Source organism: Streptomyces sp. NPDC043876 (assembly GCF_056435825.1).
Window position 1 is genome coordinate 516,156 of sequence record NZ_JBWKDV010000002.1, and the last position, 14,758, is coordinate 530,913.

13 protein-coding genes and 3 tRNA genes are annotated in these 14,758 nt (G+C 73.5%); 6 read left to right on the plus strand and 10 right to left on the minus strand.

Going from position 1 to position 14,758, the window contains the following annotated elements; all coding sequences use genetic code 11:
• Positions 1–235: 235 nt before the first annotated feature.
• A complete protein-coding gene (locus AC0693_RS07420; protein WP_469319471.1) occupies positions 236–1,288 on the plus strand; it encodes an RNA polymerase sigma factor in 1,053 nt (350 codons plus the stop codon).
• A 125-nt stretch (positions 1,289–1,413) separates the two neighbouring features.
• On the opposite strand, the gene AC0693_RS07425 is transcribed toward AC0693_RS07420, so the two are convergent.
• The 4 genes from AC0693_RS07425 to AC0693_RS07440 all read right to left on the minus strand — a co-directional run bounded on the left by AC0693_RS07425 (position 1,414) and on the right by AC0693_RS07440 (position 7,097).
• A complete protein-coding gene (locus tag AC0693_RS07425) occupies positions 1,414–3,345 on the minus strand; it encodes an ABC transporter ATP-binding protein (RefSeq protein WP_478801203.1) in 1,932 nt (643 codons plus the stop codon).
• Positions 3,342–5,075 carry an ABC transporter ATP-binding protein gene (locus AC0693_RS07430; protein WP_478741193.1) on the minus strand — a complete coding sequence of 578 codons (1,734 nt, stop codon included), beginning with the start codon at positions 5,073–5,075 and terminating at the stop codon, positions 3,342–3,344. Before AC0693_RS07430 ends, AC0693_RS07425 begins: the two co-directional genes overlap by 4 nt.
• Before the next feature lie 152 nt (positions 5,076–5,227).
• Complete coding sequence (locus AC0693_RS07435; protein ID WP_356410112.1) at positions 5,228–6,700, minus strand: FGGY family carbohydrate kinase; 1,473 nt, start codon at positions 6,698–6,700, stop codon at positions 5,228–5,230.
• A 100-nt stretch (positions 6,701–6,800) separates the two neighbouring features.
• The gene (locus AC0693_RS07440) at positions 6,801–7,097 is read right to left on the minus strand and encodes a YtxH domain-containing protein (RefSeq protein WP_356410115.1); all 297 of its coding nucleotides are present in this window, start codon (positions 7,095–7,097) and stop codon (positions 6,801–6,803) included.
• 154 nt (positions 7,098–7,251) lie between these two features.
• Between AC0693_RS07440 and AC0693_RS07445 the strand changes: the two genes are divergently transcribed.
• From AC0693_RS07445 to AC0693_RS07455, 3 genes are all read left to right on the plus strand, one after another.
• Positions 7,252–7,324, plus strand: a tRNA-Asn gene (locus AC0693_RS07445).
• A gap of 5 nt (positions 7,325–7,329) precedes the next feature.
• A tRNA-Asn gene (locus AC0693_RS07450) sits at positions 7,330–7,402 on the plus strand.
• A 180-nt stretch (positions 7,403–7,582) separates the two neighbouring features.
• Positions 7,583–7,656 (plus strand) — tRNA-Ile (locus tag AC0693_RS07455).
• Between the two features lie 59 nt (positions 7,657–7,715).
• On the opposite strand, the gene AC0693_RS07460 is transcribed toward AC0693_RS07455, so the two are convergent.
• The 3 genes from AC0693_RS07460 to AC0693_RS07470 all read right to left on the minus strand — a co-directional run bounded on the left by AC0693_RS07460 (position 7,716) and on the right by AC0693_RS07470 (position 10,049).
• Positions 7,716–8,132, minus strand: coding sequence for a GNAT family N-acetyltransferase (locus AC0693_RS07460; protein WP_478801204.1), 417 nt, complete (start codon positions 8,130–8,132; stop codon positions 7,716–7,718).
• Between the two features lie 95 nt (positions 8,133–8,227).
• Positions 8,228–8,695 carry a CBS domain-containing protein gene (locus AC0693_RS07465; protein WP_468463334.1) on the minus strand — a complete coding sequence of 156 codons (468 nt, stop codon included), beginning with the start codon at positions 8,693–8,695 and terminating at the stop codon, positions 8,228–8,230.
• 169 nt (positions 8,696–8,864) lie between these two features.
• Entirely contained in the window at positions 8,865–10,049 is a 1,185-nt protein-coding gene (locus AC0693_RS07470) for a carboxylate-amine ligase (RefSeq protein WP_469335872.1), read from the minus strand.
• A 323-nt stretch (positions 10,050–10,372) separates the two neighbouring features.
• Between AC0693_RS07470 and AC0693_RS07475 the strand changes: the two genes are divergently transcribed.
• Positions 10,373–11,596 carry an MFS transporter gene (locus AC0693_RS07475; RefSeq protein ID WP_478801359.1) on the plus strand — a complete coding sequence of 408 codons (1,224 nt, stop codon included), beginning with the start codon at positions 10,373–10,375 and terminating at the stop codon, positions 11,594–11,596.
• Positions 11,597–11,633: 37 nt separating this feature from the next.
• Here the strand turns inward: AC0693_RS07475 and AC0693_RS07480 are convergent, their stop codons facing one another.
• Genes AC0693_RS07480 through AC0693_RS07490 form a run of 3 tightly spaced genes read right to left on the minus strand, consistent with a single transcriptional unit; the run spans position 11,634 to position 14,249 of the window.
• Positions 11,634–11,981 carry a hypothetical protein gene (locus AC0693_RS07480; protein WP_478801205.1) on the minus strand — a complete coding sequence of 116 codons (348 nt, stop codon included), beginning with the start codon at positions 11,979–11,981 and terminating at the stop codon, positions 11,634–11,636.
• A 56-nt stretch (positions 11,982–12,037) separates the two neighbouring features.
• Entirely contained in the window at positions 12,038–13,378 is a 1,341-nt protein-coding gene (locus tag AC0693_RS07485) for a carboxyl transferase domain-containing protein (RefSeq protein ID WP_478801206.1), read from the minus strand.
• A 37-nt stretch (positions 13,379–13,415) separates the two neighbouring features.
• Entirely contained in the window at positions 13,416–14,249 is an 834-nt protein-coding gene (locus AC0693_RS07490) for a LysE family transporter (protein ID WP_478801207.1), read from the minus strand.
• 69 nt (positions 14,250–14,318) lie between these two features.
• Between AC0693_RS07490 and AC0693_RS07495 the strand changes: the two genes are divergently transcribed.
• On the plus strand, positions 14,319–14,750 hold the full coding sequence (locus AC0693_RS07495; protein ID WP_468463339.1) for an Lrp/AsnC family transcriptional regulator: 432 nt from the start codon (positions 14,319–14,321) through the stop codon (positions 14,748–14,750).
• Positions 14,751–14,758: the final 8 nt, after the last annotated feature.

Consider the following 14,758-nt stretch of genomic DNA (forward strand, 5'->3'; position numbering starts at 1 on the left):
CGGCGGCGGACGCCGCCCCGGACTCGGGGGCGGCCTTCTCGGACATGCGTCCGGTCCGCATCGGGGTTCTCGCCGGGGGGTAACCATCCGGTCACGCACCGGACTCAGAAAGTGCTCGCACGCCCCTCGTGGCAGCGATGTGTCGTACTCCACACTGAGTGGCGGTGCCTGAGTCCTCGGAGCCCTGGAGGTCGCCCCCGTGCAGACCCAGACCCTGTCCGTGACCGATCCCGTCGTGGCGGCGGAAGCCGCAGGCGCCGCGGAAGAGCCCGAGCCCGAGGTCGTGGCCGTGGACGAAGAGCCCGAGGCGCCGGAGGCGGTCGAAACCCTGCTGGTGCCGGCGCAGCGCAGGCGCGGCGACAGCAGCGCCGCGGGCGGGCCCTCCGCCGACCTGTTCCGGCAGTACCTGCGCGAGATCGGCAGGATCCAGCTGCTCACGGCGGCGGAAGAGGTGGAACTGGCGCGGGCCGTCGAGGCGGGCCTGTTCGCCGAGGAGAAGCTCGGCACCGCGACCGGCCTCGACACCCGCCTCGCCCTGGACCTCGACCGGCTGGTGGTCCTGGGCCGGATGGCCAAGCGCCGCCTGATCGAGGCGAACCTGCGGCTCGTCGTCTCCGTCGCGAAGCGGTACGTCGGCCGCGGACTCACGATGCTCGACCTCGTGCAGGAGGGGAACCTCGGGCTCATCCGGGCCGTTGAGAAGTTCGACTACGCCCGCGGGTACAAGTTCTCCACCTACGCCACCTGGTGGATCCGGCAGGCCATGTCCCGCGCGCTGGCCGACCAGGCCCGCACCATCCGCGTGCCCGTCCACGTGGTGGAGCTGATCAACCGGGTCGTCCGCGTGCAGCGCCGCATGCTCCAGGAGCGCGGGTACGAGCCCACGGCCGAAGAGGTCGCCGCCCACCTGGAGCTGACGCCCGAACGGGTCCTGGAGGTGCTGCGCCTCGCCCAGGAGCCGGTCTCGCTGCACGCCCCCGTGGGCGAGGAGGACGACGTCGCCCTCGGTGACCTGATCGAGGACGGGGACGCCGCCTCGCCCGTGGAGTCCGCCGCGTTCTTCCTGCTGCGCGAACACCTGGAGGCCGTGCTCTCCACCCTCGGCGAGCGCGAGCGCAGGGTCGTCCAGCTCCGGTACGGGCTCGCCGACGGCCGCCCCCGGACCCTGGAGGAGATCGGGCGGATCTTCGGCGTGACCCGCGAGCGGATCCGCCAGATCGAGTCCAAGACCCTCAGCAAGCTGCGCGACCACGCCTTCGCCGACCAGCTCCGCGGCTACCTGGACTGAGACCCGCCCGACGACGCCGAAGGGGGCGCCCCGAAGGACGCCCCCACCCACGATCCGCAGTGCCGACCGGACCGACCGGACCGACCGGACCCACCGGACCCGCCGTCCCGGTCAGTCGACCCCGGTCAGTCGACCTCGGCCACCGCCTGCGCGAACTGCGCCGCGTACAGCCGCGCGTAGGCGCCGTCGGCCGCCAGCAGCCCCTCGTGCGTGCCCTGTTCCACGATCGAGCCGTTCTCCATCACCAGGATGACGTCCGCGTCGCGGATCGTGGACAGCCGGTGCGCGATCACGAAGGACGTACGGCCGGCCGCCAGCCGGGCCATCGCCTTCTGGATCAGCACCTCCGTACGGGTGTCGACCGAGCTCGTCGCCTCGTCCAGCACCAGGATCACCGGATCCGAGAGGAACGCCCGGGCGATCGTGATCAGCTGCTTCTCGCCCGCGCTGACGCCCGCGCCCTCGTCGTCCAGCACGGTGTCGTACCCGTCCGGCAGCGTGCGGATGAAGCGGTCCGCGTGCGCGGCCCGCGCGGCCTCCTCGATCTCGGCGCGCGTCACCTCGCGGGACGCGTCGCCGCCGTAGGCGATGTTCTCCGCGATGGTGCCGCCGAACAGCCAGGTGTCCTGGAGCACCATGCCGATGCCGGAGCGCAGCTGCTCGCGGCTCATCTTGGCGATGTCCACCCCGTCGAGGGCGATCCGGCCGCCCGTGACCTCGTAGAACCGCATCAGCAGATTGACCAGCGTGGTCTTGCCCGCGCCCGTCGGGCCGACGATCGCGACCGTCTGGCCGGGCTCGACGGACAGCGACAGGTTCTCGATCAGCGGCTTGTCCGGCTCGTAGCGGAAGGACACCTTCTCCAGCGAGACGGCGCCGCGGACCCGCTCCGCGAACTCCTGGACCGGCGCGTCCGCTTCCTGCTCCTCGGCGTCGAGCAGCTCGTAGACCCGCTCGGCCGAGGCCACGCCCGACTGCACCAGGTTCGCCATCGACGCGAGCTGCGTCAGCGGCATCGAGAACTGGCGCGAGTACTGGATGAAGGCCTGGACGTCGCCGATCGACAGGGTGCCCGAGGCGACCCGGAGCCCGCCGACGACCGCGACCAGCACGTAGTTGATGTTCGAGACGAAGAACATCACCGGCTGCATGATCCCGCTGACGAACTGCGCCTTGAACGAGGCCCGGTACAGCGCCTCGTTCTGCTCGGCGAAGGTCGCCGCGGACTCCTCCTGGCGCCCGAAGACCTTGACCAGCGTGTGCCCCGAGTACATCTCCTCGATGTGCGCGTTGAGCGTGCCGGTGACCTTCCACTGGGCCACGAACTGCGGCTGCGACTTCTTGCCGATCCGCGCCGCGATGAAGATCGCCATCGGTACCGTCACCAGCGCGACCAGCGCCAGCAGCGGGGAGATCCAGAACATCATCGCCAGCACGCCGATGATCGTCAGCAGCGAGTTGAGCAGCTGCCCCATCGTCTGCTGGAGCGTCTGCCCGATGTTGTCGATGTCGTTGGTCGCCCGGCTGAGCACCTCGCCGCGCTTCTGCCGGTCGAAGTACGACAGCGGCAGCCGCGAGAGCTTGTCCTGCAGCTCCTCGCGCAGCCGGTACAGGGTCCCGTTCATCACGCGGTTCGCCAGCCGGGTCGCCACCAGCATCAGCAGTCCGGCCGCGGTGAAGGTGGCCAGCGCCCAGAGCGCGACCACGCCGACACCGCCGAAGTCGATGCCGTGACCGGGCGTGAAGTCGGTCCCGGACAGCATGTCGGCCATGCCGTCCTCACCCTTGGCGCGCAGCCCGGCCAGGGCCTGCTCCTTGGTGATCCCGCGCGGCATGCTGCGGCCCACGATCCCGGCGAACACCAGGTCGGTAGCCTGGCCGAGGATCTTCGGACCGACCACCGAGCAGGCGACGCTGCCGACGACCGCGACGATCATGCCCCAGAGCGGGGCCCGGTCCGTCGTCAGCTGCGCCAGCAGCCGCTTGCCGGAATTCTTGAAGTCCAGGGACCGCGTCGTCGGCGGTCCCATCATCATCCGTCCTCCGGGCCCGCTCATGCGGCCTCCGCCTCCGTCAGCTGGGAGAGCACGATCTCCCGGTAGGTCTCATTGCCGGCCATCAGTTCGTGGTGGCGCCCCTCGCCCACCACCTGGCCCTCGTCCAGCACGATGATCCGGTCCGCGTCGCGGATCGTGGACACCCGCTGGGCGACGATGACCACGGTCGCGTCCTCGGTCTCGCGGGCGAGCGCCGCGCGCAGCGCCGCGTCCGTCGCGTAGTCCAGGGCGGAGAAGGAATCGTCGAAGAGGTAGATCTCGGGACGCTGCACCAGCGTGCGGGCGATGGCGAGGCGCTGGCGCTGGCCGCCGGAGACGTTCGTTCCGCCCTGGGAGATGGGGGCCTCCAGACCGCCCTCCAGCTCGGACACGAAGCCCTTGGCCTGGGCCACTTCCAGCGCCTGCCACAGTTCTTCGTCGGTCGCGTCGGGGCGCCCGTAGCGCAGGTTGGAGGCGACGGTTCCGGAGAACAGGTACGGCTTCTGCGGCACCAGGCCGACCGTCTTGGCCAGCAGCGCCGGATCCAGGCGCCGCACGTCCTCGCCGTCGACGAGCACCTCACCGCCCGTCGCGTCGAACAACCGCGGTACGAGCCCCAGCAGCGTGGACTTGCCGCTGCCCGTGGAGCCGATCACCGCGGTCGTCTCGCCGGGCCGGGCCACCAGGTCGACCCCGCGCAGGACGGACGCCTCGGCGCCCGGGTAGCGGAAGTCGGCCCCGCGCAGCTCCAGCTGCCCGTGCCGGGCCAGCTCGCGCACCGGGTCGGTGGGCGGCGTCACGCTGGTCTCGGTGTCCAGGACCTCCTGGACGCGCTCCGCGCACACCTCGGCGCGCGGCACCATCATGAACATGAAGGTGGCCATCATCACGGACATGACGATCTGCATCAGGTAGGCGAGGAAGGCGGTCAGCTGACCGATCTCCATCTGGCCGCTGTCGATGCGCATCGCCCCGAACCAGATGACGGCGACGCTGGAGATGTTCACGACGAGGATGACCGTCGGGAACATCAGGGCCAGCAGCTTGCCGGAGGCCAGCGAGACCGCGGTCAGGTCCGTGTTGGCCTGCCGGAAGCGGTCCTTCTCGTACTGGTCGCGGACGAAGGCGCGGATCACCCGGTTGCCGGTGATCTGCTCGCGCAGCACCCGGTTCACCGTGTCCAGCCGCGTCTGCATCAGGCGGAACAGGGGACGCGTGCGCCACACGATCGCGCCGACCGCGACGCCGAGCACCGGCACCACCGCCGCCAGCACGCCGGACAGCTTCACGTCGAGGGACAGCGCCATCGCGATGCCGCCGACGCACATGATCGGCGCCGACACCATCAGGGTGAAGGACATCAGGACCAGCATCTGGATCTGCTGGACGTCGTTCGTCGTGCGGGTGATCAGCGAGGGCGCGCCGAAGTGGCCCAGCTCCCGCGCGGAGAAGCTCTGGACCCGGTCGAACACCGCGCCGCGGATGTCACGGCCGACGGCGGCCGCCGTCCGGGCGCCGAAGTAGACGGCGCCGACGTTGCACACCAGCTGGACGAGCGACACGCCCAGCATCAGCGCGCCGAAGGACAGGATGTAGCCGGTGTCGCCGTTGACGACACCGTTGTCGATGATGTCGGCGTTGAGCGTGGGCAGGTACAGGCTCGCGCTGGTCTGCAGCAGTTGCAGCAGCACCAGCAGGGCAATGGGTTTGCGGTACGGACCCAGATGGGTCCGCAGAAGTCGTATGAGCACGCGCAGGCTCCGGTCGGCAAGATCGAGGGGGGCACCCCATCTTCGGCCAACCGGGGGCGTGATCCCCACTCTTTTTCGCAAAGCCGGTTCAAAAGGAGTAGCCCGCACCCCGCCGAGGCCTAGGGCCCGGCCGGTGCGGGCCGTGCCGCGCCTCAGCCCTGGAACGCCCCCGGGTGGATCTGCTCGCGCGTCGCCACGTACTGCTGGCGCACCGCCTGCCACACCGCCAGGTCTTCGCCCGCCTCGAAGACCTGCGCCGCGGGGGCCGGCCACACCGGCGGGGTGTGCGGGGCGAGCGTGCCCTGCGCCACGCCGAGCGCCCACGCCGCCTGGCGCGCCGCGCCCAGCGCCGCGTAGTCCGCGGGCTGCGGTACGACGATCTGCGTACCGAACAGTCCCGGCGCGGCCGCCTGCACCGCGGGCAGCCCGGCCGCCGCGCCCAGCAGGAAGACCCGGCGGATCTCCACGCCGCGGGTGCGCAGTACGTCCAGCGCGTCCACCAGCCCGCACAGCATGCCCTCGAAGGCCGCCCGCGCCAGGTGCTCCGGCTTCATCGAGTCGCGCCGCAGCCCCGACAGCGTGCCGGCCGCGTGCGGCAGGTTCGGGGTCCGCTCGCCCTCCAGGTAGGGGAGGAGGACCAGCCCGTGCGCCCCCGGCGTCGACTTCAGGGCCAGGTCGGAGAGGCCCTCCAGGTCCGTGCCCAGCATGTCGGCGGTGCCGCGCAGGGCCCGTACCGCGTTGGAGGTGTTCACCACCGGCAGGTGCATCCCGGCGGCGTCGGCCAGCGAGGTGATCAGCCCGTTCGGTTCGGACAGCGCCTCGTGGTGCACGGCCATCACGGAACCGGACGCGCCCAGCGAGACCACCGCGTCGCCGGGACCGAGCCCGAGGCCCAGGGCCGCGGCCATGGTCTCGCCGGTACCGGCGGAGATCAGCAGCCCCTCCGGGGTGGTGCCCGCGGCGTCGGCCGGGCCGAGCACCTCGGGCAGCACCGCGCGGTGGCCGAGCGCCAGCTCGACGAGGTCGGGGCGGTAGGAACCGGTGGCCGCCGACCACCAGCCGGTGCCGGAGGCACCGCCGCGGTCGGTGGTGCGCCGGACCGGGCGGCCCAACAACTGCCACACCAGCCAGTCGTGCGGGGACATCAGGACCGCCACGCGCCGCGCCGCTTCGGGCTCGGTGCGCGCGAGCCAGGCCAGCTTGGCGATCGGCTGCGCCGACTGGGGGACGGACCCGACGGCTTCCGCCCAGGCCTGGCGCCCGCCCCGGCCGTCGGCGGCGAGCGCCTCGATCAGCTCGGCGGCGGCGACCTGGCCGCGCTTGTCGTTGCCGACCAGCGCCGGGCGCACGAGCGCCCCCTGGGCATCCAGCGCGAGCACCCCGTGCTGCTGCGCGGAGACGCCGATGGCCTGCACGCCTTCGAGCAGCCCGCCGCCGGCGGCCTCCCCGAGGGAGAGCAGCCAGGTCTGCGGGTCGGTCTCGTGGGGATGCGCACCGTCGGGTTCGGCGGCGCCGTGCTGTGGATGGGGTGCGTACCCCTGGCGCAGCACGGCGCCCGTGTCGGTGTCGCAGACGACGATGCGAGTGAAGGTGGAAGAGCTGTCCAGCCCGGCGACTATCCCCATGGAGTGAATTCTGCCGCACCGGCGGGCCGCCCCGTCCGCCGCGGTACCTGCCGCCGGGTCAGGTCTCGGCGGTCAGGTGCCGGCGGTCACGTGGTGCGGGTCAGGTGTTGGTGGTGCCCCACTCGTCTTCGGCGGAGCCCCGCCCGCGCAGTGACCGCACCCGGTCGGCCAGCGAGCCCGGGACCGCGTCCCCGACCTTGTCGCTGACGACGGCGAACGCCTTGCCCGCGAACTGCCGTCCGCTCTGCCCGGCCGTCTCCGCCGCGTTGCGCACGGCGGGGTTCCGCGAGATCTCCCGCGCGGACTTCCTGAGCTGTTCGTAGCGCTCGCGCCCCGCGCGGGTGCCGAGCACGTACCCGAGGGCCAGTCCCACCACGAACGTGACCTTGTACCGCATACCTGCCGCCCTTCGAAGTGTCGGTGCCCGGCCCGCCCGGCCCACTGCCGATACCGATTGGCGGAGCACCCCCCTGCTTGCGCTAATCTATGTCTCGCAACGAACGAGCGCCCCTCGGCACCACCGGTGGTCGGCTGTTTGGCGCACGCAGCAATCCCCTGTAGCTCAATTGGCAGAGCAGCCGACTGTTAATCGGCAGGTTACTGGTTCGAGTCCAGTCGGGGGAGCGCGATCCCCTGTAGCTCAATTGGCAGAGCAGCCGACTGTTAATCGGCAGGTTACTGGTTCGAGTCCAGTCGGGGGAGCGGTGAAGAAGAGGACCCGGTGGGTCCTCTTCTTTTTTGTCCCGCTCGGGAACCGGGCAGCCCTCGGCGCGGTCTCTGCGGGCAGGCGAAGCCGATCATGCGAGGCATCCGAGGCAGGAGATCGTATGAGCGGCTATGCTGCGGCAGACGGCGCGTACACATGTGCGCGACGCGCCGCGAGGGGCGGTAGCTCAGCCGGTTAGAGCAGCGGACTCATAATCCGTCGGCCGTGGGTTCGAGTCCCACCCGCCCCACTGCGAGCCGCAGGTGAAGAAACGATCTCACCTGCGGCTTTGGCGTGTTCGGGGCGCAGTCAGGCAGGGGCGCCCGGAGCGGCCATGGTCCAGGCGGAGTTGTGCGCGGTGAAGCCGACGTGCGGGTAGTAGTCCACGGCCGCCGGGGCCGCGAGCAGGATCAGGTCGGCCTCGGGCGCGGCCTGGCGGGTGGCCTCGATGAGGTCCCGGCCCACGCCCCGGCCCTGGTACGCCGCGTCGACGGCGAGGTCGCTCAGGTAGGTGGCGTACACGCCGTCCGTGATCGAGCGGGAGATGCCGATGAGACGGCCGTCCTCGGCGCGCGCGACGATGACGAGGTTGGCGCCCGCGAGCATCCGGGTGAAGCGCCGGGTGTCCTCCACGGGCCGTCGTTCGGCCAGGGTCGAGGCCCGGTAGAGGGCGGCCGCCTCCTCGGTGTCGAGGGTGGCGCCGATGACCTGTTCACACGTCCACATGCTGGTGCGGCTCCTTGCCGGTCTCTGCCCCCGAGGACCCCTGCGGGCGCCCCGGTGGTCCTGTGCGTTGCGCACCAGTGTTGCCGCCGTGACGGCTACGGCGTGCCGGGGGGTGTGTCCGTCGCACCGGCCTCGCCGCGCCAGGTGCCCGGCGCCGCCGCAGAGATGGAGGCCAGGGTCGAGCCCGGGTCCCGTTCGACCTCCAGGTCCCCGAGGGCGACGATGCCGACGAGTTCGCCCTCGCCGGTCTGCACGGGGAGGCGCCGCAGCGCGTGCCGGCGCATGAGGTCGAGGGCGTGGTCCACGCCCTCGTCGGGCCCGACGACGACCGGGTCGGTGCTGCACACCGCCCGCACGGTCGTGTCCTTGGGATCCCTGCCCTCCGCCAGCGCGCGGACGACGATGTCGCGGTCCGTGAGGATCCCGCGCAGCCGCCCGTCCCCGACGACCAGTACGTCCCCGATGCCCGCGTCCCGCATCACGCGCGCCGCCTCCGCCAGGGAGGTCAGCTGCTCCACGGTCACCGGGTTCCGGGTCATCACCTCGTGCACTCGCCGGGTCATCGGTCCTCCCGCTGGCTGAAAGCCGCACCTGCGGGTGGCGCCTACCCGCCCTCGGGCCGGGTAAGCCGGCCGTGGCGAAGGCCCCTGGTCCCGGCCCTGGTCAGGGCCTCCGCCCAGGGCCGGGACCAGCCCCGGGCCCCGCTGGTCGCGCCGGGCCCCGGGACAGGGGTCAGAGGTCCTCCGTCTCGTCGGCCAGCTGCCGCAGTACGTCGTCCAGGCTGCCCCGGCGGGCGTACGCCGCGCGCTGGCGCTGGGCGCCCGAGCCGTCGCGCAGGAGTCCGGCCAGGGCCTTGGCCGCGTGGTCGAGATCGCCCGCCGCCGCCAGTTCCGGGGCGATCAGGTCCAGCATCGCCTCCGCCAGGTCCGCCGCCGGCACCTCGGCCCCGGTATAGGGGTCCAGCCCGAAGCCCTCCAGCCCGTCGTGGGCCGCCCGCCAGCGCGCGAGGCGCAGTACGTCCTCCCGTACGACCGGGTCGGGACGGTGTTCGGCCAGCTCGCGCAGGGCGGTGGCGACCAGGGCGCGGGCCAGCTCGGCCTGGAGCACGGCGCCGTCGACGTCCGGGGACATGTCGAGGGCCCGGATCTCCAGGGTCGGCCAGTGCGCGGACGGCCGGAGGTCCCAGTAGACCATCTTGGTGTCGAGGGCGGCCCCCGAGCTGAGCAGGGCCTGGACCGAGCGCCGGTAGTGCGCGGTGGAACCGAAGTGCGGGGGCAGCCCGGCCGAGGGCCAGGTCGACCAGGCCATCGCCCGCCAGCTGGCGTGCCCGGTGTCCCGGCCGTCCCAGAAGGGCGAGTTGGCGGACAGGGCGATCAGGGTGGGCAGCCAGGGCCGGACCCGGTTGGCGACCGCCACCGCCGTGTCGACGTCCAGGGTGCCGACGTGGACGTGGCGGCCGCAGCTGACCAGGGTCTGCGTGAGCGAGCCGAAGCGGCGGGCCTGCTCGCGCTGGCGCGGATCGTCGTCGCTCAGGTGCAGCGGCCCGGGCACGGCCACCACGGGCGAGGGGCCGGCCAGCAACCGGCAGCCGTGCGCGCGCGCCGCCTTCGCGAGGCTGCGCCGCAGCGTGGTGAGGTCCTCGCGGAGCGCGGCGGCCGAGTCCTCGACCGGGGTGGAGATCTCCACCTGGTAGCGGGTTCCCTCGGCGTGGATCAGGTTCGGATCGCCGGCGGCCGTGGCGAGGACCTGAGGTGCGGCCGGGACGAGCCGGAACGTGCGGGCGTCGACGAGGAGGAACTCCTCCTCGACACCGAGCGTGAGGGGGACGGTGGGGGCGGGGGTGCCCGAGGTCGGGCTCGGCCTCGGACTCGTGCTCTCGTTCGTGCTCGTGCTCGTGCTCTTGCCAGGTTCGATCACTGCGCCTCCCTGGACATTCGAGTCGTTTCATCATGAGCTGAACGAGAGGGGTGAGCGCACGTCGATTCGGTCAATTGTCCATGGATGGTGGCGAGTTAGCGGCCGGAGCGGGCTCGGCGCGGGGGCCCGGAGCCGGGGGGTGACGGTGGGGCGGGAGGGTCGGCGCGTGCCCACCGGGCCGGTGCGCGGCCGGGAATTCGATCGAGCCCGGGCGCGGCGGACGGTTAGCATCCGATGTGACTCGTACGACCCCACGGACCCAGTCCGAAGACGCGGCCCCCGACGGCACGGCCGACGGCCCCACCGGCGGCCCGAGACGGCGGATATTCGCCGACCTCACCCCCTTGCGGACCTCCGCCCCCTACCGGCGGCTGTGGGCGGGCAGCACCATCTCCTGGATGGGCCAGGCGATGACCGCCCTGGCCATCTCGCTCCAGGTCTACGACATCACCCGCTCCAGCTTCTACGTCGGGCTCGTCGGGCTCTTCTCCCTCGTGCCCCTCGTCGTCTTCGGCCTCTACGGCGGCGCCATCGCGGACACCCTCGACCGGCGCAAGCTGGGCCTCTACAGCTCCTCGGCCGCCGCCGTCCTGTCGGCCGCGCTGGCCACCGCCGCGCTGCTCGATTTCCACCGGGTCTGGTTCCTCTTCCTGGTGGTCGCCCTGCAGGCGGTCTGCGGGGCGCTCACTTCGCCCGCCCGCTCCGCCATGATCCCCAAGCTGCTGCCCCCGGAGCAGCTGCCGGCCGCCAACGCGCTCACCTCGCTGACCACCACCTTCGGCTTCACGGCGGGCCCGATGCTCGGCGGCCTGATCGTCGGCTGGTGGGGCTACCAGGCGGCGTACCTCATCGACGCCGTCGCCTTCTCCGCCGCGCTCTACGCGATGTGGCGGCTGCCCGCCATGCGCCCCGAGCGGACGGACGACGGCGGCGGGCGGGCCTCCGTGCTGGACGGGCTGCGCTTCCTCGGCACCCGGCCCAACGTCCGGATGACCTTCTTCTCCGACCTGGCCGCGATGGTGCTCGCCCAGCCCAAGGCGCTCTTCCCGGCCATCGCCCTGCTCTGGTACGGCGGCGACGCCAAGACCGTCGGACTGCTCGTCGCCGCGCCCGCCGTCGGCTCGCTGCTCGGCGGGCTCTTCTCCGGCTGGCAGGGCCGGATCCGGCGGCACGGGCTGGCCATCCTGCTCTCCGTGGCCGCGTGGGGCCTGGCCATCGCCGTCTTCGGGCTGACCCGCAACCTCTGGCTGGGCCTGCTCTTCCTCGGCCTCGCGGGCTGGGCCGACACCATCTCGATGGTGTTCCGGACGACGATGCTCCAGGCCGCCACCCCCGACGACATGCGCGGCCGCCTCCAGGGCGTCTTCATCGTGGTCGTCGCGGGCGGCCCCCGGCTCGGCGACTTCCTCACCGGTTCCGTCGCCCAGCTCACCTCGCCGGGGGTCGCGATCACGGGCGGCGGGCTCGCGTGCGTGCTCGTGCTCGTGCTGCTGGGCCTGCGCTGGCGCGGCTTCGCCCATTACGACGCCAGGTCGCCGCAGGCCTGACGGGGCAAGCCGCCGGGCAGTGTCCCGTCCCGCCCGGTCAGGCGAGCCAGAGGGCGGCGCGGCGGTGGCGGGCGGGCAGGACGTCGGGGTGGTCCGCGCCGGCCGGTGTGCGCACCGCGGCGCGCACGGCCGTACGCAGCCGGGCGCGGGCGCGCCGTTCCTCCTGGGCGGCCCAGCGGGCGACCGAGGGGTCGCCCATCAGCCGCGGCAGGCGGCGGATCACGGCCCGGCGGCGGACGGGCAGCGGCCGGACGCGGCGGCCCGCCCGCTCGGCCTCGGCGCGTGCCCGGGCGCTGAAGCGCAGATCGTGGACGGTGAGGGTGAGCGGGCAGCCCTGCCGGAGGCGCGCGGCCGGGGAAACGGCGTGGTGGGCGGTGCGTGACACGCGGCCTCCTGGGGCGGCGCTGCCGGGCGGTTCCGGCGGTGGCTGCGGCCGGTGCGTCAACGCTTCGGGGTGACGATGCCGCGGGCCACGCCCAGGTCGACCAGGTCCTGGGGGCGCAGGCGGAGCTGGTCCGCGGTGGCCGCGGCCTGGTCGGCGGGGCGCTTGAGGATGGCGGCAGCCAGTTCCGGGGCGATGACGGAGAAGTAACTGTCGGGCGTGACCCAGGTGTTGCCGGGCGCCGCCAGGGCCAGCGCGCCGCCCGAGCCGCCCTCGCCGATCAGCAGGGTGGTCACCGGGACCGTGGCCGCCGCCAGTGCGGCGAAGGTGTCCGCGATGGCCGCACCCGCCCCGGCGTGTTCGGCCGCCGCGTCGTTGGCGGCGCCCGGGGTGTCGATCAGGGTCAGCACCGGCACGCCGAGCCGGTCCGCGAGGCGGATGACGCGGGCGGCCGTGCGGTACCCGGCGGGGCGGGTGGCGGTGCCGCACTGGGCGGCGTAGGCGACGGCCCCGCCCGCGCGCAGCCCGAAACCGCACAACATCCCCGGATCGGTGCCGCCCGCGCGGTCCCCGGACAGCGGCAGGCGCAGGTCGAAGTACGCGTCCAGGTACGCGGCGGCGCGCGGCCGGTCCGGATGCCGGGCCTGGCGCACGGCCTCCCAACCGGTCGCCGGAGGCGGTACGTCGGCCAGCGCGGCCGGGGGCGCGACGGGACCGGGGGGCGGCGCACCCAGCAGGCGCAGCCAGTCGCCGACGGTCCGGGCCAGGTCCCCGGCGGGCACGACGGCGTCCACGTGCCCGGCGGCGAACTGCCCCTCGGCGGTGTAGGCCGCCGGGTCCGCGTCGGCGGGGCGCACCCGGGACCCGGCGAAACCGACCTGCGCGCCGGGCAGGGCCAGCACGACGTCCGCGCCCGCGCCGAGGGTGGCCCAGCCGCCGCCGGTGGTCGGGTCGCGGAGCACGGCGATCTGCGGGAGCCCCGCGGCCCGGTTCAGGACGGACTGGCGCGCCACGCGCTGGAGTTGGGTGAGGGCGAGCATGCCCTCCTGCATCCGGGAGCCGCCGGTGGCGATCAGGGAGAGGAGGGGGAGGCGGTGGGTCCGGGCATGGGTGTAGGCGGCTTCGAGACGGTCGCCGGTGCGTTCGCCTAGGGAGCCGCCGAGGAAGCCGAACTCGAAGGAGATCAGGGCGGTTTCGCGCCCGCCGACGCGGGCGGTGCCGGTGACGACGGACTCCCGCTCGCCGGTACGGGTGGCCGCGCGGGCGCGGGAGTCGTCGTAGCCGTCCCAGCCGAGCGGGCCGTCCGGGCGGGACTCCCGCTCGGGGGACGGGAGTTCGGTGAAACTGCCGGGGTCGGCGACGGAGGCGATGGCGGCGCGGGCCGAGAGGCGGGTCGTCACCGCGTCAGCGTACTGGGTGGTAGGCGGTCGGGGGGCGTCAGGGGAGGGGGAGGGCGATCTTGACGGCGTAGACGGCGATCAGGCCGTAGCCGAGCCGGAAGGTCCAGGTCCGGACGGCGGGGGAGATCCGGCTTCCGGCGAACGCGCCGACGGCGGCGAGCAGTTGCTGCCAGAGGAGCGAGGCGAGGAGCACGCCACCCGCGAAGGCGGCTCCGGCGGGGGCGGTGCGGATGGCGGTGCCCTGGGCGGTGGTGAGGGCGACGAAGTAGAGGGCGGTGGTGGGGTTCACGGCGGTGAGCCCGACGTAGCGGATGAACGCCTTGCGGGCCGTGCCGGGGGCGCTGGCAGTGGCAGTGGCGGTGCCGGTGCCGGGGGCGGTGGCGCCGGCGGGCCCTGCGGGGTCCGGGCATGCGGTGCCGGATCCGGAGCCGGAGCTGGGCCCTGCGGGGCCCCCCTTCCCGAAACCGGGCGCTGCGCCCCGGAACCCCGCCCCGGCTACGCCGGTCGCACGGGCTGCGCCCGGCCCCGTGGCCCCCGCTTCGGGGTGGCCGGGTTTCGGGGGGCGGGGGTGGTGGCGTAGGCCGTGGGTGGCGAGGGTCAGGAGGATCGTGGCGGAGGTGAGGCGGATCCAGGGGGCCGCCGGGGCGAGGGACGCGGTGAGGCGGGGGCCGAGGGCGGTGGCCAGGGCGGCGTAGGCGAAGTCGACCAGCGCGATTCCCGCGGCGCCCGCCACGGCCGCGCGGCGCGAGCGCACCGCCTCCTGGAGCAGCAGCACGCTCATCGCGCCCATCGGCACCGCCACGCCCAGGCCGGCCGCCGCTCCGGAGAGGGCGGGGGACAGGAGGTGGTGCACGGGAGTCATCGGGTTCATGCGGGGAGCATGGGCGGGGCCGGGTGCGGGACGGGCGGCGATATCGGCTCCCGCTGCGAGAATCGCGGTATGGACCGCCTCGACAGGGACATCCTCGGCATCCTCCAGCAGGATGCGCGGATCTCGTACCGCGACCTCGGCGCGCGCGTCGGGCTCAGTGCCAACGCCGCCGCCGACCGGGTGCGCCGGATGCGCCGCGACGGGGTGATCCTCGCCTTCACCACCGTCGTGGACCCGGCGGCCGACACCCGGGGCGGCCTCGTCGTGTTCATCGACGTCACGCTGCGCCCCGACACCACGAACGAGGAGTTCGAGCAGCGGGTCCTGCGGCTGCCCGGGATCACCGAGGTGGTGCACGTGACCGGCGCGCACGACTACGTCGTCCGGGCCAGGGCGGCCGATCCGGCGGCCCTGGACACGCTGCTGCGCCGGCTCAAACGGGAGGCCGGGGTCGCCCAGTCCAGTACCCGGATCGCGTTGCGCGCCGCCACTCGCCCATGAGGTGGGGC